The organism is Xanthomonas rydalmerensis (assembly GCF_033170385.1).
GTDB classification, from domain to species: Bacteria; Pseudomonadota; Gammaproteobacteria; order Xanthomonadales; family Xanthomonadaceae; genus Xanthomonas_A; species Xanthomonas_A rydalmerensis.
On sequence record NZ_CP126170.1, the window covers coordinates 2052015 to 2070950 of the forward strand.

Genomic DNA, 18936 nt, shown 5'->3' on the forward strand with positions numbered 1-18936 from the left:
GCGACGGAGCGGGGGGCATGGCGACGGGCAGGCGAATGCGCTGGATGGCGGCGGCCTTGCTGGCGGTGGCGACACCGGCATTGGCGCAGCTGGCGCTGCCATCGGCGGGCGGGCTGGTGCAGGACGTCACCCAGGGCGTGCACAGCGGCATGGATCGGTTGGGACAGTCGATGCAGGACGCGCGTGGCGATCTCGAACGGCTGCGCCTGAAACGCCTGCAGGCGCTGCTGCGCAGCGATCCGCGTGGGTTGGAGCGCGACGAGGGCGGCGCCGTGGTGATGCGCGGGCAGGTGGTGGCGCTGGAGCCGGACCCAGCCGCGTTGCAGGCGGCGCAGGCGGCCGGCTTCGCCGTGTTGGAGCAGCGCAGCTTCGGCGAATTCGGCCTACGCTTGGTGGTGCTGCAGGTGCCGTCGGGCCTGTCCACGCGCCGCGCGTTGCAGCAATTACGCGAGCGCGATCCGCAGGGTCAGTACGACTACAACCACGTCTACAGCGGATCGGCCGCGACGCCACCAGCACCAGCACCTGCCAGCGCGCCCGCGGCACCGGCAGCCGCAAGCGCTGCGGCGGGCGGATTCGTGGTCGGCCTGATCGATAGCGGCGTGGACGCGTCGCATCCGGCGCTGGCCGGCGTGCAGGTGCAGACCTGGGGCTGCGGCGGGCAGGTGCGCGCGCAGCCGCACGGCACGGCGGTCGCCTCGCTGCTGGCCGGCCGCGCGGTGGCGCACGGGCCGTTCGCGCGCACGCTGTATGCGGCCGATATCTACTGCGGGCAGGCCGACGGCGGCACCGTGGTGGAGTTGGTCGGCGCGTTGGCGTGGATGGCGCAGCAGCAGATGCCGGTGATCAATATCAGCCTGATCGGCGGCCCCAACCGCGCCTTGCAGCTCGCCGTGCAGCGCATGCTCGCGCGCGGCCATGTGCTGGTCGCAGCGGTGGGCAACGACGGCCCGGCGGCACCGCCGCTGTATCCGGCCGCTTATCCCGGAGTGATTGGCGTCACCGCGGTGGATGCGCGTGCGCGGGTGTTGCCGGAGGCCGGGCGAGGACCGCAGGTGGCCTTCGCCGCGATCGGCGAATTGATCGCCGCGGCGCCGCAGGGCCGTTGGCAGACGCAGCGCGGCACGTCGTTCGCCGCGCCGCTGGTAGCGCGGCTGGCGGCGCAGGCGTTGCCGCAGCCGGATCCACAGGCGGCCGCGCAGGTGCGTACACAGTTGCAGGCGCAGGCGCGCGATCTCGGTGCGCTTGGCGCCGATCCGGTATACGGCGCCGGGCTGCTCGGCGCGGACCTGCCGCTGCAGCGCGCGCCGGGCGGCTGAACGCATTCTGTCTGCGCCCATCCCGGCCGGGATGTTCTGCGCCGTTCGACACGTAGGACCAGATGAGAGCCGCAGATGGCCTGCGGCGTCATGAGGAGAACGCGATGAACGGCAAGACTCTGTTGGCGAGCGCGGTGCTGGTGGCGACGGTGGCGCTGACCCCGGGCGTGGCCGGCGCGCAGGTGCTGGGCGGTGCGGGCAGCGTGGGCGGCGCCGTCAACGGCACGCTGGGCGGCCTGGGGGGCGGCAGCCTCGGCGGCAACGGAATGGGGGCAGGCCGCCTGGACGCCGGGGTTCCGCTGGATCGGGCGCGCAGCGGCATCGAGCAACAGTCGCAGCGTACGCGGATGGCGGCACAGCGGGCGGCGGCGCGTGGCACGGCCACGGCGGACAGCGCCGCGCAGAGCGTGGGCATCGCGGTGAACGAGGGCCGGACGCTGGCCGGCAACGCTGCCGCCAGCGGCAATGCGGCGGCACGGAATACGGCCGGTAGCGCGATGGGCCAGGCCAATGCTGCGCTCGGCGCGGCGAGCAGCGCGGTCAATCCCGCTGCGACGTTGTCCACGGCTGGCAATGCCGCTGGTGCAGTCGATGGCATGGCCGGTCACGGTGCGGGCGCGGCGAATGCGGCCGGCAATGGCGGTAGCAACGGTGCCGCCAGCGGTGCTGGTCTGCCCACGGTGCCGGCGTTGTCCGGCAGCGGCAATGCCACTGGCGCGGCCAGCGGCAGCGCGTCTCATGGCGCAGGCACGCGTGGCGGGTCGGTGTCGGGCCAGGCGGGTGCGGGCGGCCAGGGCGGTGCGCAGGCCGGCACCGGTCAGGCGCAGGGACAGGCCGGCGGCGCGGCCTCGTTGGGCGTTAGCGTCGATGCCTCCGGCAACGGCCAGTAGCCGCTTGCGGACTGCACGCGGCGCACTGCGTGTCTCCGCTGAAATAGCAGGCTGAAAAACACGACGCCCGGCTGAGCCGGGCGTCGTGCGTGTTGCGTCATGCGGTTGATCGCGGTGTCTTCCGCCGCGAGGTCGTCGCGAGGTGGCGGCACGGCCGCGTGGTCCATGCCGCGATGCGCCTCAGCGTGCGCTCGGCGTCGCCGCCGGCGTGGCGTTGAGGCCGCGCTTCTCCAGCAAGGGTTCGATCTGCGGTGCGTGCCCGGCGAAGTCCTGGAACAACTGCATCGCATCGACGCTGCCGCCGCGCGAGAGCAGTGTCTTGCGGAAGCGGTCGCCGTTGGCGCGGCTCAGCCCGCCGTGCTGCTTGAACCACTGCTGGGTGTTGGCATCCAGCACCTCGGACCAGATGTAGGCGTAGTAGCCGGCCGCGTAGCCGCCCATGATGTGGCTGAAATACGGCGTGCGGTACCGCGGCGGCACCGGCGCATAGGCGATGCCGTCGGCGGCCAGCGCCTTGGCCTCGAAATCCATCACGCCCGATGCCGGGGGCACCTGGCCAGCGCTGAGCTGGTGCCAGCGCTGGTCCAGCATCGCCGCACCCAGGTACTCGGTGGTGGCGAAGCCCTGGTTGAACTTGGCGGTGGCCACCACCTTGTCCAGCAGCACCTGCGGCATCGGCGCGCCGCTCTGGTAGTGCTTGGCGTAGTGCTTGAGGATGGCCGGATCGTCGGCCCACATCTCGTTGACCTGCGAGGGAAACTCGACGAAGTCGCGCGGCACGCTGGTGCCGGAGAAGTACGGGTACTTCACGTTCGAGAACATGCCGTGCAGCGCATGGCCGAACTCGTGGAACGCGGTGGTGACTTCGTCCCAGGTCAGCAGGGTCGGCTGGCCGGCCGGCGGCTTGGGGATGTTGAGGTGGTTGGCGACCACCGGCTTGTCGCCGGTCAGCGCCGACTGCGACACGTAGGAGCTCATCCAGGCACCGCCACGCTTGGACTCGCGTGCGTACATGTCGGCGATGAAGATCGCCAACTGGCTGCCGTCGGCGTCGAACACGTCGTAGACCAGCACGTCGTCGCGGTAGGTGGGCAGGTCGGTGCGCTGCTTGAAGGTCAGCCCGTACTCCTGGTTGGCGGCGTAGAACACGCCATTTTCCAGCACGTTCTTCAGTTCGAAGTAGGGCTTGAGCTGGGCCTCGTCGAAGTCGTACTTGGCCTGGCGCACCTTCTCGGTGTAGTAGGCCCAGTCCCAGGCTTCGAGCTTGAAGCTGGGCTTGCCGGCGGCCTTCTGCTCCTGGTCGATCATCGCCTGCAGGTCGGCGGCCTCGCGCTTGGCGTTGGCCACCGCGGCCGGGGCCAGCTTGCCGAGCATGGCGTTGACCGCTTCGGGGGTCTTGGCGGTCTGGGTTTCCAGCGAGTAGGCGGCGTGGTTCGGGTACCCGAGCAGCTTGGCGCGGTCGGCGCGCAGGGTCATGATCCGCGACACCAGCGCGGTGTTGTCGTAGGGGCCGCCGTGGCTGCCGCGCGACACCGAGGCTTCGTAGATCTTCTGCCGCAGCGCGCGGTCCTTGAGCTGGGCCAGCGGCGGCTGGCCGGTGGTGTTGAGCAGGGCGATCACGTACTTGCCGTCGAGCTTGCGCGCCTTGGCCGCTTCGGCGGCCGCGGCGATCTGCGCATCGGACAGGCCGTCGAGCTGCTTGACGTCGTCCACCACGACCGCGGCGGCGTTCACTTCGGCCAGCACGTTCTGGCTGAACTTGGTGCCCAGTTCGGCCAGCTCGGCGTTCATCGCCTTGAGCTTGGTCTTGTCGGCGTCGTTGAGCTTGGCGCCGTCGCGGACGAAGTCGCTGTGGTACTTCTCGATCAGGCGCACGCCCTCCGCGTCCAGGCCGAGCTGGTTGCGGGTGTCGTACAGGGTCTGGATGCGCGCGAACAGCTTGGGGTTGAGCGCGATCGCGTCGCGGTGCGCGGCCAGCTTGCCGGCGTACTCGGCCTGCAACTGCTTGCGGGTGTCGTTGGTGTCGGCACCGACCAGGTTGAAGAACACGGTGGTGGCGCGGTCCAGGACTTGCCCGCTCTTCTCCATCGCCACGATGGTGTTGTCGAAGGTCGGCTTGGCCTGTTGGTCGGCGATGGCCTGGATTTCCTTCAACTGCTGCGCCATGCCGGCGTCGAACGCGGGGGCGAAATCGCTGTCCTTGATCTTGTCGAACTGCGGGTAGTGCAGCGGCAGCGGGCTTTCGGCGAAGAACGGGTTGGCCTGCGTGGCCGCCGTGGCGGCGGTGGGCGTGGTGGCCGGAGCGGCGTAGGCAGGCATGGCGAGTCCGAGCGTGGCGGCGAGGGCAAGGGCGAGGCGAGAGGTCATCAAGCGGTATCCGCAATCATGGTGATCGGGCAGGCTACCCCAGGCAAGCAGGCGTGGCCCGTGACGAAAGCCATGGGAGCGCTGCAGCATCGACGCTTGTTTCTCAGGGCTTTGCGGCATTTGGCGTGAACCTTGATGCAGTGCGCTCTCATGCGCGGCTGCGCCGTGAAGGCGGTTGCATGGGTGGTGCGCCGGCAGTGTGTTGCCTTGTCCGCGCGAGCGCCTGCGATGCTGGCTTATGCGTGGGGTCCGGCCTGCTGGCGACGCGTGCGGGCACCGCGTAGCATCGCGTCGAACCAGCGCCGCAGCGGCGCGCCGCAGCACGAGGAATCATGGACACGCCGACCACCGCCTACGCCTTCACCGCGACCACGCTGGACGGGCAGGCGCAGCCGCTCGCCGAGTACACCGGCAAGGTGCTGCTGATCGTCAATGTCGCCTCCAAGTGCGGCTTCACGCCGCAGTACGCCGGGCTGCAGGCGCTGTGGCAGCGCTATCGCGAGCGCGGACTGGTGGTGCTGGGCTTTCCCTGCGACCAGTTCGGCCATCAGGAACCGGGCGATGCCGCGGAGATCCGCCAGTTCTGTTCGCTCAGCTACGACGTCGATTTCCCGATGTTCGCCAAGGTGCAGGTCAACGGCGACGGCGCGCATCCGCTGTGGCGCTGGCTCAAGCAGCAGAAATCCGGGCTGCTCGGCATCGCCGCGATCAAGTGGAATTTCAGCAAGTTCCTGATCGGCCGCGACGGCCAGGTGCTGGCGCGCTATGCGCCGACCGACAAGCCGGAAGCGCTGGCGGCCGATATCGAGCGGGCGCTGGGCTGACGATTCGACCGCAAACGCCCGGCGTGGTCCCGAATGCCGGGGTGGTTGCCTTGCCCACACACGATTTCGCCACTATTGCGCTTTGACCTGCCGCCATGTCGCTTATGCCGGTAGGAGCGGCTTCAGCCGCGATGCGCTTTACCGGTAAAGCCTGTCGCGGCTAAAGCCGCTCCTACGACGGGAGACGCGCAGCGCCGTTACTTCTCGACGAACGCGCGCTCGAACACGTAGTGGCCCGGCGAGCCGATGCGCGGCGAGGCGATGAAGCCGCGGGCGTCCAGGGTGTGGCGCAGGTCGGCCAGCATCTGCGGGCTGCCGCAGATCATCGCGCGGTCGTGTTCCGGGTTCAGCGGCGGCAGGCCGAGGGTGCGCTGCATCTCGCCGCTCTCGAGCAACTCGGTGAGGCGGCCACGGTTGCGGAAGTCCTCGCGGGTCACCGCCGGGTAGTACAGCAGCTTCTCGCGGATGGTCTCGCCGAGGAACTCGTGCTGCGGCAGTTCCTTCTCGAAGTAGTCGCGGTAGGCCAGATCCTTCTCGAAGCGCACGCCGTGGGTGAGGATCACCTTGTCGAAGCGCTCGTAGGTTTCCGGGTCCTTGATCACCGACAGCCACGGCGCCAGGCCGGTGCCGGTGCCCAGCAGGTACAAATGGCGGCCGGGGTGCAGGTCGCTGATCAGCAGGGTGCCGGTGGGCTTCTTGCCGACCAGCACCGAATCGCCCGGCTTGATGTGCTGCAGGCGCGAGGTCAGCGGGCCGTCCGGCACCTTGATGCTGAAGAACTCCAGTTGCTCTTCCCAGTTGGCGCTGGCGATGGAGTAGGCGCGCAGCAGCGGCCGCGTCTCCGTCTCCAGGCCGATCATCACGAACTGGCCGTTGTCGAAGCGGAAGCCGTCGTTGCGGGTGGTGGTGAAGCTGAAGTAGTCCTCGGTCCAGTGGCGGACATCGAGCACCGTTTCGGGGCCAAAAGCGGAAGACATGCCGTTGATCGTGATGGGGAAGGAACGGCGGCCATTCTACCCCATGCCGGCTCAAATGAGATCAAATCTCATTTGAGGCCCGGTACCGATCACGCGATCCGGCTCACTTCTCGAACGAGACCTCGTAGGAAAGGTATAGCGGCGCCTGCGGCGGTGCCAGCAGCGGGCGCTGGCGTAGGAAACGTTCCAGGCACAGGGCCAGCGGGGTGGTGCCGTTGCGCCAGCTGGCGCCGACGCTGCCGTCGGCCTGCACCTGCACCACCACGGTGAACGGCGAGGTGTCCGGACGCGGCGTGGCGCAACTTGCCACGCCCTCGTCCAGCGCCGCGCGCTGCAGGGTCTGCAGGCGTTCCTGCATGGCTGCCGGCAGGCGGGCCTCGTCGCGGTCGGCCAGGGCCTTGGCCGCGGCGTAGTCGGAAGGCGCCGGCGTGTCCGCGGCGGGAGCGGCGAGTGCCGGGACGGCGAGGGCGACGGCGAACAGGCAGGACAGGGTGCGGAGCATGGCGGTGTCGGAAGGGGCGGACAGGCTAACGATACCCAGCGGCCTGCAGTTCGAACAGTTCCGCGTAGCGGCCGCCCTGCGCCATCAGTTCGTCGTGGGTGCCGCTGGCCTCGATCCGGCCATCGGCCAGGACCAGGATGCGGTCGGCCATGCGCACGCTGGAGAAGCGGTGCGAGATCAGTACCGCGGTGCGGTTGTCGGACAGCTCCTTGAAGCGCTGGAACACCTCGAACTCGCTGCGCGCATCCAGTGCGGCGGTCGGCTCGTCGAGGATCATCACCTGCGCGTCGCGCATGTAGGCGCGGGCGATGGCGATCTTCTGCCACTGCCCGCCCGACAGGTCCACGCCGGTCTTGAAGCGGCGCCCGATCACCTGCGCGTAGCCCTGCGGCAGGCCGTCGATCAGCTCGGCGGCCATGGCCCGCTGCGCGGCGGCGCGGATCCGCGCCGCGTCGTCCAGTGCCTCGACCTGGCCGACGCCGATGTTCTCGCCGGCGCTGAAGTGGTAGCGCACGAAATCCTGGAAGATCACCCCCAGGTTGGCGCGCAGGTCGTCCAGGTCGTAGTCGCGCAGGTCGCGCCCGTCGAGCAGGATGCGGCCCTCGTCCGGGTCGTACAGCCGCGCCAGCAGCTTGACCAGGGTGGTCTTGCCGGCGCCGTTCTCGCCGACCAGGGCCAGCACCTCGCCGGCGCGCAGCGCGAAATCCAGGTGCCGCACCGCCCACTGCTCGGCGTCCGGGTAGCGAAAGCCGACGTTCTCGAACACGAAGCCCTGCACGATCGGCCGCGGTACCGGCACCGCGCCCGGACGGCTGCGGATCTCCGGGACGATGCGGAAGAACGAATACAGGTCGTCCAGGTACAGCGCCTGCCCGGCCACCTGCGAAAAGCCGATCAGCAGCCCTTCCAGCAACTGCCGCAGGCGCAGAAAGCTGCCGGCCAGGAAGGTCAGGTCGCCGATGCTGAAATCGCCGCGCACGGTGCGCCAGGCGATGTAGCCATAGGCGCCGTAGTAGCCCAGCGTGCCCAGCGCCGCCAGCACGGTGCCCCACAGCATGCGCTTGCGCGCCAGCGCGCGGTTGGCCTGGAAATAGCGGTCGGCCAGGGCCCGGTAGCGGGTGATCAGGAAGTTGTGCAGGTTGAAGATCTTCACTTCCTTGGCGGTCTCGACGCTGGCGCCGAGCTGGCGCAGGTAGTCGAGTTGGCGGCGTTCGGCCGTCCACTGGAAGTTGAGCGAGTAGCCCAGCGCGTTGAAGTGCGCCTCGCCGATGAAGGCCGGCACCAGCGCCACCGCCAGCAGGGCGATGAGCCACGGCGCGTACACCAGCAGGCCGACCGCGAAGCTGGCCACGGTGATCGCATCCTGCACCTGGCCGAACAACTGGCTCATCAGGTTCATGCGGCCCATGGTCTGGCGCCGCGCGCGGTCCAGCCGGTCCTGTTGTTCCGGGTCCTCGAAATCCTCCAGGTCCAACTGGGCAGCGTGCTCCATCAACTGCACGCTGGTGGTGTTGTTGAACAGCTCCGACAGCAGCGTGTCGGCATAGCTGACCAACCGCCCGAGCAGGTCCGAGGCGATCGCCAGCGCCAGTTCCAGGCCCAGCAGTTCCAGCAGCCGGTTCAGGCGGCCGCTGGCCAGGGCCTGGCCCAGCGAGTCGAACCCGGGCGATTGCCCGACCAGGTGGATGGCCTCGTCGATGATCAGCTTGCCCACGTACAGCGAGGCCACCGGCAGCAGCGCCCGGATCACGCGCAGGCCGATGCTGCTGAGGGTCAGCCAGCGGCTGGTCTGCCAGATCTGGCGCAGGAACGGCGGCAGGTTGCGCATCGCGTCGAAGCGCTCGCGCAGGCTCGGGCCGGTGGCGGGCGCGGTGCGGGCGCCGCCATGGGAAGGGGAGGTGGATGCCATCGGCGCATTGTGCCGGGGGCGGGCGTGCGCGGGGAGTGTGGACTGAGCCGGGGCGGAGGCTGCACCGGCGCTGACGCCGGTGGCTGGCGCGCGATGTCTGAAGACGAGGAGTGGCTTAGCATCGTGGATGTCCAGCCAAGGCCGTTGCCATGTCCGATCCTGCCGCGCCTGCATTTGCCCGCCTGCGTGCGCACATGCCGTCGTGGCGCGAACTGCTGGGCTGCACGATTTTCGCCTTGGTGGCCACCGCGCTGCTGCTGTGGGGCAACGCCGCCGTGTTGGTGTTGACGCTGTCGTATGTGGCTTTCGCGATCGGCTACAGCCTGTTTCGCTTGTTCGGCGGGCGCGGCGGCATCGATCTCGAACAGTTGTGGCGCGATGTGCTCGATGCGGTACTCGGTCTGTGCTGATGCGGTGTTGGTGGAAGCAGGTCTGTCCGGCGCGACGGCCGGGTCATGCGTCGGCCCGTACCCTCACCCCAACCCCTCTCCCGGTGGGAGAGGGGCTAGCGCTTCCCTTCTCCCTGCGGGAGAAGGTGCCCCGAAGGGGCGGATGAGGGTACGGGCGAAGCCTCGAAATGCTTGCTGCCGCCAGGCGCTCCGTGGCGGCCGTACCCTCACCCCAACCCCTCTCCCGGTGGGAGAGGGGCTAGCGCTTCCCTTCTCCCTGCGGGAGACGGTGCCCCGCAGGGGCGGATGAGGGTACGGGCGAAGCTTCGAATACTTGCTGCCGCCAGGAGTTCCATGGCGGTCGTACCCTCACCCCAATCCCTCTCCCGGTGGGAGAGGGGCTGATTCTGCGTCTCACGGGAGCATCTTTGGCTTATTCGTCCAGCCGCAGCGTCAGGCATTTGGCGGCGCCGCCGGCCTTGAGGAATTCGTCCAGCGGGGTCTGCACCACGCGGTAGCCGATCGCGGCCAGCGCGGCGCATAGCGTGGGCGAGGCGCGGTTGAGCAGCAGGGTGTCGTCCAGGTCCACCGCGTTGCAGGCGAAGGCGAGGGCGTCGGCCTCGCCGACGGCGATGCGCCGCGAGGCCGGGATGTGCTGGGCGATCGCCTGCTGCGCGTCGGCATCGAACGCGGCCGGGTAGTACAGCAGGTAGCCGTCGCGCAGCGGGCAGAAGCAGGTGTCCAGGTGATAGAAGCGCGCGTCGACCAGGCGCAGCGGCACGACTTCGATGTCCAGCAGGTCGGTCAGTTCGTGCGCGGCGGCCAGGTCGCTGCGGTGGCCGTGGCCCATCCACAGCCGGCGTGCGCCGCGGTCCAGCAGTGCGTCGCCGGCGCCTTCGAAATACACCTGCTCCGGCAGTTCGCGGATGCGCAGCCCGGCCTGGCGACACCAGGCGGTGAACAAGGCTTCCTCGCCACGGCGTTCGGCGTGGCGGAAGCGGCTGGGCACGAAGCGGTCGCCAAGCACCAGGCCGGCGTTGGCGCTGAACACCATGTCCGGCAGCCCCGGGGCGGCGGCGATGCAGTCGACGCGCGCTCCTGCCGCCTCGGCGGCGGCCACCAGCGCGTTCCACTGCGCCTGCGCCCGCTCGCGGCTGGCGGCGTGGACGTTGCCTTCCATCCAGGGGTTGATCACGTAGTCCACCGCGAAGTGCTGCGGCGCGCACATCAGCAGGCGGTGGCCATGGCCGGCGGCGCTGCGGAACTGCGGCTCGGGGGAGGCGAGGGCCATGTCGGTCTCGTCGGCCAGGCCGCCAGCAAGGACGTTCTCGATCATGCGCGCACTCCGCGTCGGGGATGCGCGCCACGCTAGCGACGCCGTGTTGCGAGGACATGTCGGTGGACTGGTGGCGGGATTGGGGATTCGGGATTCGGGATTGGGGATTCGTGCAAGCAGAACCGCGCGCGCTGCGGGCCTGCTGGCGTTAGCGTGCGTGGTCGTGGTCCAGCGGCGAGCAACCGGGAGTTTTGAAACGCCACGCATCCTTGCCGACTACGCGATCCTGCCCCCGATTCCCGATTCCCGATTCCCCAATCCCCAATCCCCAATCCCCAATCCCCAATCCCGGCGCGCAGCGCCTTTACGGCAGCGCCGGCTGCAGACCCACGCCCAGCCGGTTCCAGGCGTTGATCACCGCCACGGCCATGGTCAGGGCGCTGATCCCGGCCGGATCGAACTGCGCCACCAGCGCGTCGTAGACGGCCTGCGGCGGCGCGCCGGCGGGCAGCGTGGTCAGCGTTTCGGCCCAGTCCAGCGCGGCGCGCTCGCGTGCGTCGAAGAAGCGACTGTCGCGCCAGGCGGCGAGGGTATCGAGCTTGCGTGGCTCGGTGCCGGCCTTGCGCAGGGCGGTGGCATGCATGTCGATGCAGTAGGCGCAGCCGTTGAGCTGGGAGACGCGCAGGAACACCAGTTCGGCGAGGGCGCTGCCAAGCACGCCATCGTGCACGTGCTGGCTGGCGGTCAGCAGGGCACGGAACGCTTCGGGTTCGTGGCGGGTGTAGTCGATGCGGTGGAAGTGCATGGTGGGTCGCTCATGGCGGACACCGTGGCCGCCTTCCCCTCCAGGACGCGGCTGCGCGCGCCGATGTGACAGCGCCGCCGCAGGTCAGTCGCGGCCGGCTGCAGGCGGCGCCGGCAGCTTGTCCGGGTTCATCAGGGTCAGCACCTCGGCGATGCGCTCGCCGTCGATGACCAGCAGCGTCGCCGAATGCAGCCGCGGCCCCAGGAAGCGCAGGATCGCCGGTTCGCCGTTGACCGTGCCGATCCGCGTCTGCAGGCCCAGGTCGCGCCGCGCCAGCGCCCAGTACAGCCGGCCGATGCGCTCGGCGCCGTGCAAAGGGCGCAGGCTGGCGGTGACCTTGCCGCCGCCGTCGGAGCGCAACTGGGCGTCGGCATGCAGCAAGGCGGCGATGGCGGCGCGGTCGCCGCGCTGCGAGGCGTGCAGGAAGCGCTCCAGCAACTGGCGGTGGCGCTCGGGGGTGACCGCGAAGCGCGCCTGGCCCTGGCCGAGCCGCTCGCGCGCCCGGTGCACCAGTTGCCGGCAGCCGGCCTCGCTGCGTTCCAGGGCGCGGCCGATCTGCGCGTAGTCGTAGTCGAACGCCTCCTTCAGCAGGAACGCCGCGCGCTCGTGCGGACCGAGCCGCTCCAACAATGCCAGGAACGCCACCGACACCTGCTCGGCGCGGTCATGGCGCTCGGCCGGGTCGGCGTCGTCGGCGATCTCCAGCGGCTCGGGCAGCCACGGGCCGACGTAGTGGACGCGGGCGCTGCGCGCCGCGCGCAGGCGGTCCAGGCCGAGCCGGGTGGTGGCGGTCACCAGCCAGGCTTCGGGGTCGCGGATCGCGCCACGGTCGCTGGCCTGCCAGCGCAGCCAGGCGTCCTGCACGGTGTCCTCGGCGTCGGCGCGGCTGCCGAGCAGGCGGTAGGCCAGGCCGAACAGCCTGGCGCGGTGGGATTCGAAGGTCGGATCGTGGGTCATGACGACCAGGACGGAACAGGGCGTGCCGGCGTGACACCGGGCGGGGCCGCCACTTTGCCCTAAAATGGGCGGGTTTCCCCCCGCCAGCCGCAGAGCCAGCCGTGACCTCGATCAAGCAGGAAGACCTCATCCAGTCCGTCGCCGACGCGCTGCAGTACATCAGCTACTACCACCCGGTCGACTACATCAAGAATCTCTCCGCGGCCTACGAGCGCGAGCAGTCGCCGGCGGCCAAGGACGCCATCGCGCAGATCCTGATCAACTCGCGGATGTGCGCCGAGGGCCACCGGCCGATCTGCCAGGACACCGGCATCGTCACCGTGTTCCTCGAGATCGGCATGAACGTGCGCTGGGACGACGCCACCATGGGCGTGGAGGACATGGTCAACGAGGGCGTGCGCCGCGCCTACAACCATCCGGACAACAAGCTGCGCGCCTCGGTGCTGGCCGACCCGGCCGGCAAGCGCCAAAACACCAAGGACAACACCCCGGCGGTGGTCAACGTGAAGGTTGTCCCCGGCGACACCGTCGACGTCATCGTCGCGGCCAAGGGCGGCGGCTCGGAGGCCAAGAGCAAGTTCGCCATGCTCAACCCGTCCGATTCCATCGTCGACTGGGTGCTCAAGACCGTGCCGACCATGGGCGCTGGCTGGTGCCCGCCGGGCATGCTCGGCATCGGCATCGGCGGCACCGCCGAGAAGGCGATGCTGCTGGCCAAGGAAGCGCTGATGGAGCCGATCGACATCGTCGATCTGCAGGCCCGCGGCGCGTCCAACCGTGCCGAGGAGCTGCGCCTGGAGTTGTATGAGAAGGTCAACGCGCTGGGCATCGGCGCGCAGGGCCTGGGCGGCCTGACCACGGTGCTGGACATCAAGGTCAAGGACTACCCGACCCACGCCGCCAACCTGCCGGTGGCGCTGATCCCCAACTGCGCTGCCACCCGCCATGCGCATTTCACCCTGGACGGCAGCGGCGCGGTGATGCTGGATCCGCCGTCTCTGGAAGACTGGCCCAAGCTGACCTACAACCCGACCAACGCGCGCCGGGTGAACCTGGACACCATCACTCGCGAGGAAGTGGCCAGCTTCAAGCCGGGCGAGACGATCCTGCTCAACGGCAAGCTGCTGACCGGCCGCGACGCCGCGCACAAGCGCATGATCGACATGCTCAACCGCGGCGAGACGCTGCCGGTGGACTTCACCAACCGCTTCATCTACTACGTCGGCCCGGTCGATCCGGTGCGCGACGAAGTGGTCGGCCCGGCCGGCCCCACCACCGCCACGCGCATGGACAAGTTCACCCGGCAGATGCTGGAGCAGACCGGCCTGCTGGGCATGGTCGGCAAGTCCGAGCGCGGCGATGCGGCGATCGCCGCGATCCGCGACAACAAGGCGGTGTACCTGATGGCGGTCGGCGGCTCGGCCTACCTGGTGTCCAAGGCGATCAAGGCCAGCAAGGTGCTGGCCTTCGAAGACCTGGGCATGGAGGCGATCTACGAGTTCGAGGTCAAGGACATGCCGGTGACCGTGGCGGTCGACTCGAGCGGCGAGTCGGTGCACAAGACCGGCCCGCGCGAGTGGCAGGCGCGTATCGGCAAGATCCCGGTGGTGGTCGAGGCCTGATCGGCCGCACCGCGGAACGCCGGCGAGGACGCCGGCGTTCCGCGTGGCGCTGGCGGTGCGCCGGCGTCGCGGCAATAATCGGCGCTGGTTCCGCCTCCGGGGAAAGCGTCGTGTCCATCGTGCTTTACGGCTCGCCCAGTACCGCCTCGTTCGTCGTGCACTGGTTGCTGATCGAACTGCAGGTCGATTTCGAACTGCGCATGCTCGATTTCGAGCGCCAGGAGCAGAAACGCCCCGAGTACCTGGCGATCAATCCGCAGGGGCGGGTACCGACCCTGTTGCTGGACGGGCAGGTGCTGACCGAGTCGGTCGCCATCGCCATGCACCTGGCCGACCTCTATCCGCACGCCGGCCTGGCGCCGCCCCCCGGCACCCCCGAGCGCGCGGCCTACTATCGCTGGATGCTGTTCGGCGCCTATACCCTGATGCCGGCCTACCGCGACTGGTTCTATCCCGACGAACCGGCCGGCGCCGACAACGCCGAGCGCGTGCGCGCCAGCGCCCGCGCATTCCTGGAAAAAGCCTGGGACGAGGTGGCCACGCACCTGGAGCAGGGCGGCCCCTACCTGCTGGGCGAGCACTGCAGCGCCGCCGACTTCGTGCTGGTCATGCTGATGCGCTGGTCGCGCAACATGCCACGGCCCACCGACAGCTGGCCGGCGCTGAAGGCCATGGCCGAGCGGATGAAGGCGCGCCCGGCGTTCCACGAGACCTATCGGCGGGAAGGCATTACCGACTGGATGTGAGCAGGGTGCGGGTGCGCTGATCGGAAGCGACGGCGGCTGCATTGCCTGGCGTCGGCTATCGGGTTTTTCCGGCAGTTTTCTGCGGCAACGAAACAGCACTCGCGGAAGCTGCGCAAGCGGTTTCGTCTTGCGCTCTATATTGGAGTCGAACCAACGACTGGAGTCGAACCAACGACGCGCGGATCAACAGGCACTGCGCTGACCGCTCGCGTGGTTTGCCGTCCCCATCCTGCGTCACGTTGTCGCACCCGGCACCGCGGTCGGCTCGCTGTCGGTGCTGCCGCCTAGAATGACGCGGTGTCCGCCCTCCGTGCTCCCGCCCGACTGCGCCGCCTGATGCGTTGGCCTGCCTTGCTGGCCGCGCTGTTGCTGGTGGTCGCGCCGGTGGCCAGCCGGTTGCTGGAGGCCGCAAGCCTGCCGGTGCCGATGTGCACCTCGGCCGGATTGCAGGCCGCCGCGGACGTGCTGCCGCAGCACGCTGCCGTCCACGCCGGTCATGACGACGCGTCGGGCGCGCAGCGCGACCATGGCCCGGCGCATGCCGCCTGCGACTACTGCGTGCTCGCCGCGCGGCTGCTGCCGTGGCTGGCGATCGTCCTGCTGCTGGCCGCGTCGCTGCCGGCGCCGAGGGCCACCACGCTGCTGCGCCATCGTGTCCATGCCGCCGTGCGCTGGCGCGCGCACGGCGCACGCGGGCCGCCAGTTGTTCTCCAGAACGCTCTCCTGTTTCCGGTGCGCTAGGCGCGCCGGCGCCGTTCTTTTCTGGAGTTCCCTCATGCCTCAGTTCCTGCCGTCGCCCGCGCGGGCGGCGTTGTCGTGCTGCATCCTCGCGAGCCTGTTTCCCGCCGCCGGCCACGCCGAGACGCCCGATGCCACCACCCTCGACCGGATGCAGGTGACCGCCACCGCGCCGGTCGCGCCGCTGACCTGGACGGTCGATCCGAAACTGCCGCGGCAGCCGGTGCCGGCCAGCGATGGCGCCGACTATCTGAAGACCGTGCCGGGCTTCGCCGCGATCCGCAACGGTGGCACCAACGGCGATCCGGTGCTGCGCGGCATGTTCGGCTCGCGGCTCAACGTGCTCAGCAACGACGGCACCCTGGTCGGGGCCTGCCCGGCGCGGATGGACAACGCCTTGTCCTACATCGCCCCGGAAACCTTCGACCGGCTCACCATCGTCAAGGGCCCGCAGACCGTGCGCTGGGGACCCGGCGCCTCCGCCGGCACCGTGCGTTTCGAGCGCGACACGCCGCATTACGCGGCGCCGACGCTGGAAGGCGAGGCCAGCGCGCTGGTCGGCTCCTGGAACCGCAACGACCAGACCCTCGACCTGCGCGGCGGCAACCGCAGCGGCTACGCCCGCGTGGACGCCAACCGCTCCGAGTCCGGCGACTACCGCGATGGCGATGACGCGGTGGTGCCGTCGCGCTGGCGCAAGTGGAATGCCGATGCCGCGGTCGGCTGGACCCCGGATCCGGACACCGTGCTGGAACTCTCCGCCGGCACCGGTGACGGTCTGGCCCGCTACGCGGGGCGCAGCATGGACGGCGTCCAGTTCCGCCGCCGAAGCTATGCCGCGCGCTTCGAGCGCACCGATCTGCCCGGCGCCTGGGAAGCGCTGCGCGGCAATGCCTATGTCAACGACGCCGACCACGTCATGGACAACTACACGCTGCGCCGGCCCAACCCGCAGTCGGCGATGCCGATGCCGATGGCCTCCAACGTGGACCGGCGCACCAGCGGCGGGCGCGTGGAATCGGAGTGGCGCTGGGAGCAGATCGTGGTCCAGGCCGGCGTCGATACCCAGCAAAGCCGCCACCGCGACCGCAGCGCCAGCGGCGAGGGCGTGTACCGGAGCCTGCCGTGGCGCACCGACGCGCGGTTCGACAACCTCGGCGCCTTTACCGAAGCCACCTTCGGTGCCGGCACGGCGCAGCGCTGGATCGCCGGCCTGCGCCTAGACCGCGCGCAGGTCGAGGACACCCGCCGCAGCGTCGGCATGATGGGCATGCCCAATCCCACCGCCGGGCAGACGCGCAGCGAAGACCTGGGCAGCGGCTTCCTGCGCGTGGAACGCAACCTCTCGGCCGACACCGTCTGGTATGCCGGCTTCGGCCGCAGCGCGCGCATGCCCGACTACTGGGAACTGTTCTCGGCCGACATGGGCCCGATGGGCACGGCCAATGCGTTCGCCGGGCTGCGCCCCGAGCGCACCACCCAGCTCGACCTCGGCCTGCAGTACCGCGGCGCGTCCGTGCAGAGCTGGGTCTCCGCCTATGCCGGGCGGGTGCAGGACTTCATCCTGTTCACCTACGCCGACGGCGGCATGATGGGCACTACCACCCGTGTCGACAACGTCGATGCGCGCATTGCCGGCGCCGAGGCGGGAGTGGACTGGCAGCCGCGGCAGGGTCTGACCCTCGGCGGCACGCTGGCCTATGCCTGGGGCGAGAACCGCAGCGACGGCACGCCGTTGCCGCAGATGCCGCCGCTGGAATCGCGGCTACGGCTGGAGTGGGAAGGGCAGCGCTGGTCGGCTGGGGCGCTGCTGCGCGCGGTCGCGCGGCAGGGACGGGTGGCGCTGGACCAGGGCAACGTGGTCGGCCGCGACCTCGGCCGCAGTGCCGGCTTCGCCACGCTGGGGCTGAGCGGTGGCTACCGGGTGAGCGCGGCGTTGCGGCTGAGCGCCGGCATCGACAACGTGTTCGACCGGCGCTACAGCGAACATCTCAACCTCGCCGGCAGCGCCGACTTCGGCTTTCCGGCCGATCCGGTGCGCATTGCCGAACCGGGCCGCAACCTGTGGTTGAAGGGCAACTACCGGTTCTGAGCGATCGGCGATCGGCGATCGGTGGGCGCGGTCGCATGGCGACTGCGCCGCCATCGGGGTAGGGCGCTGATGTGCGCCCAGGCACAACGCATGCAGCTCTCATCGAGGCGGCGCCGCATACGAAAAACTTCAACGCTGCCTGCGTCCGTCGTGACTGCAGCAATCCAGACGTCCGCGGGTCGCGCGCGGAATGCGCGACCAGCACACGCGACGCCCGCCAGTCGGGCGCCGCGCGTGCCGCTCAGGCGTGGCGTTGGCTCAGAACCATTCCAGCAGCGAGATACCGACGCCGACGTAGGTGGCGCGGTGGTTGTAGTCGATCATGCTCTCGCCGTAGCCGTCGAACACCTGCACATGGCCGCGCAGCAGGTTGCTGATCGGGAAGCCCCAGTCCAGCTGCACCGCGCCGTGCGAACGGTCGCCGCCGCGCAGCGAGTGCCGCGCCATCAGCGCCACTTCGTGGCCGTTGCGGTTGTAGATCAGGGTCGCGTCGCCACGGCCCATGTAGTCCTCGATGTCCGGGTTGTTGTCCTGCTTGCGGCTCTCCGGGATGCGGTACCAGGGGCGCAGCACCAGCGCCCAGTTGTCGCGGTCCAGGCCGATGTTGAGCATCGCCCGGTTCCAACTGCGTGACAGCGGATCGCTGCGGCCGTTGGACTGGTGGGTCAGCTGGATGCCGGTCATCCGTCCCTTCCAGCCGAACAGGCTGTAGTTGTTGCGGAACACCAGCATCAGTTCCGGCTCGTAGTTGGTCTCGCGGAACGGGCGCGACTGCTCCGAGTTGTAGACCTGCCAGCGCGAGCTCTGGGTGTAGGCACCCCACAGGTCGCCGTTGTCACCGAAGATGTTCTCCACGATCTTGGTCTTGAAGCTCAGCTGGAACTTCGCCTCCACGCTGTCCAGCGGTTCGGCGGTGGTCACCGTGTTGACCGGGTTCGGCGAGGACGGCAGCTCGTTCTTCTTGCTGGTCCAGAACGCCGGCAGCAGGTATACCGGCTTGTAGGCGCGCAGCTGGAAGGTGCCCAGCTTGGAGTCCTTGGCCAGTTCCCAGCGGCTATCCAGCAGCGAACCCTTGCCGGCATTGGCGATGGTGCTGTCGTAGCGGTCCTGCTTGAAGATCGCGGCGGCGCGCTGGCGGGTGCGCTCGGCGACGCCGGCATCCTCCGGCACGCTGGCGTCCAGTTGCTGCTTCTGGCGTTCGCTGGCGACCTGCGCGGCGGCATCGGCCGCCTGCGGGTCGGCGGTCCGGCGCGACAGCGCCTGGTCGTAGCAGGCCAGGCGGGCGGCGTCGCTGGAGATGGCCACGCAGGCTTCCGGCGAGGCGGGAGTGGGCAGGACTTCCTGCGCATGTGCAAGCGGCACGGCCGCGATCGACAGCAGTAACAGGGGGCGGACCTGGCGGTGGGACATGCGGTTCTCGCTGCAACGGGCGGCGCGGGCGGGTGGTGCGCTGCCGGGGTGAATGGCCGGCAGCGAAAATACAGGAAGTGACGACAACAGGGTCATCACGCGTTCATGCTGTC

At 69.6% G+C, this 18936-nt stretch carries 16 protein-coding genes; 8 read left to right on the top strand and 8 right to left on the bottom strand.

Annotation, left to right across the window (positions count from 1 at the left end; translation table 11 throughout):
• Positions 1–17 precede the first annotated feature (17 nt).
• Both QN245_RS08505 and QN245_RS08510 read left to right on the top strand, forming a co-directional pair.
• Complete coding sequence (locus tag QN245_RS08505; RefSeq protein ID WP_317845051.1) at positions 18–1319, top strand: S8 family serine peptidase; 1302 nt, start codon at positions 18–20, stop codon at positions 1317–1319.
• A 104-nt stretch (positions 1320–1423) separates the two neighbouring features.
• Positions 1424–2209: a hypothetical protein gene (locus QN245_RS08510; RefSeq protein WP_317845052.1), complete on the top strand. Its 786-nt coding sequence runs from the start codon at positions 1424–1426 to the stop codon at positions 2207–2209.
• A gap of 180 nt (positions 2210–2389) precedes the next feature.
• Here the strand turns inward: QN245_RS08510 and QN245_RS08515 are convergent, their stop codons facing one another.
• Positions 2390–4576, bottom strand: a complete 2187-nt coding sequence (locus QN245_RS08515) for a M3 family metallopeptidase (protein WP_317845053.1) — start codon at positions 4574–4576, stop codon at positions 2390–2392.
• A gap of 332 nt (positions 4577–4908) precedes the next feature.
• Here QN245_RS08515 and QN245_RS08520 point away from each other — a divergent pair, with 332 nt between their 5' ends.
• Positions 4909–5400 (top strand): glutathione peroxidase, encoded by a 492-nt coding sequence (locus tag QN245_RS08520; protein WP_317845054.1) that lies wholly within the window; start codon positions 4909–4911, stop codon positions 5398–5400.
• Between the two features lie 197 nt (positions 5401–5597).
• Here the strand turns inward: QN245_RS08520 and QN245_RS08525 are convergent, their stop codons facing one another.
• The 3 genes from QN245_RS08525 to QN245_RS08535 form a co-directional block, all read right to left on the bottom strand.
• Entirely contained in the window at positions 5598–6377 is a 780-nt protein-coding gene (locus QN245_RS08525) for a ferredoxin--NADP reductase (RefSeq protein ID WP_317845055.1), read from the bottom strand.
• 103 nt (positions 6378–6480) lie between these two features.
• On the bottom strand, positions 6481–6879 hold the full coding sequence (locus QN245_RS08530; protein WP_184447686.1) for a hypothetical protein: 399 nt from the start codon (positions 6877–6879) through the stop codon (positions 6481–6483).
• A gap of 25 nt (positions 6880–6904) precedes the next feature.
• Positions 6905–8788 carry an ABC transporter ATP-binding protein gene (locus tag QN245_RS08535; RefSeq protein WP_317845056.1) on the bottom strand — a complete coding sequence of 628 codons (1884 nt, stop codon included), beginning with the start codon at positions 8786–8788 and terminating at the stop codon, positions 6905–6907.
• A 149-nt stretch (positions 8789–8937) separates the two neighbouring features.
• Between QN245_RS08535 and QN245_RS08540 the strand changes: the two genes are divergently transcribed.
• On the top strand, positions 8938–9198 hold the full coding sequence (locus tag QN245_RS08540; protein ID WP_160969458.1) for a hypothetical protein: 261 nt from the start codon (positions 8938–8940) through the stop codon (positions 9196–9198).
• A gap of 412 nt (positions 9199–9610) precedes the next feature.
• Here QN245_RS08540 and QN245_RS08545 read toward each other — a convergent pair whose 3' ends face one another.
• From QN245_RS08545 to QN245_RS08555, 3 genes are all read right to left on the bottom strand, one after another.
• Complete coding sequence (locus QN245_RS08545; protein WP_317845057.1) at positions 9611–10513, bottom strand: dimethylarginine dimethylaminohydrolase family protein; 903 nt, start codon at positions 10511–10513, stop codon at positions 9611–9613.
• Between the two features lie 304 nt (positions 10514–10817).
• Positions 10818–11258 carry a carboxymuconolactone decarboxylase family protein gene (locus QN245_RS08550; protein ID WP_317845058.1) on the bottom strand — a complete coding sequence of 147 codons (441 nt, stop codon included), beginning with the start codon at positions 11256–11258 and terminating at the stop codon, positions 10818–10820.
• An 84-nt stretch (positions 11259–11342) separates the two neighbouring features.
• Positions 11343–12215 carry an RNA polymerase sigma-70 factor gene (locus tag QN245_RS08555; protein ID WP_317845059.1) on the bottom strand — a complete coding sequence of 291 codons (873 nt, stop codon included), beginning with the start codon at positions 12213–12215 and terminating at the stop codon, positions 11343–11345.
• A gap of 101 nt (positions 12216–12316) precedes the next feature.
• Between QN245_RS08555 and QN245_RS08560 the strand changes: the two genes are divergently transcribed.
• From QN245_RS08560 to QN245_RS08575, 4 genes are all read left to right on the top strand, one after another.
• Positions 12317–13837: a fumarate hydratase gene (locus QN245_RS08560; protein WP_267111461.1), complete on the top strand. Its 1521-nt coding sequence runs from the start codon at positions 12317–12319 to the stop codon at positions 13835–13837.
• A gap of 110 nt (positions 13838–13947) precedes the next feature.
• The gene (locus QN245_RS08565) at positions 13948–14583 is read left to right on the top strand and encodes a glutathione S-transferase family protein (protein WP_317845060.1); all 636 of its coding nucleotides are present in this window, start codon (positions 13948–13950) and stop codon (positions 14581–14583) included.
• Between the two features lie 336 nt (positions 14584–14919).
• Complete coding sequence (locus tag QN245_RS08570; RefSeq protein WP_317845061.1) at positions 14920–15324, top strand: DUF2946 family protein; 405 nt, start codon at positions 14920–14922, stop codon at positions 15322–15324.
• Between the two features lie 34 nt (positions 15325–15358).
• A complete protein-coding gene (locus tag QN245_RS08575) occupies positions 15359–17413 on the top strand; it encodes a TonB-dependent copper receptor (protein WP_317845062.1) in 2055 nt (684 codons plus the stop codon).
• 258 nt (positions 17414–17671) lie between these two features.
• On the opposite strand, the gene QN245_RS08580 is transcribed toward QN245_RS08575, so the two are convergent.
• Positions 17672–18823, bottom strand: coding sequence for a phospholipase A (locus tag QN245_RS08580; RefSeq protein ID WP_160969448.1), 1152 nt, complete (start codon positions 18821–18823; stop codon positions 17672–17674).
• Positions 18824–18936: the final 113 nt, after the last annotated feature.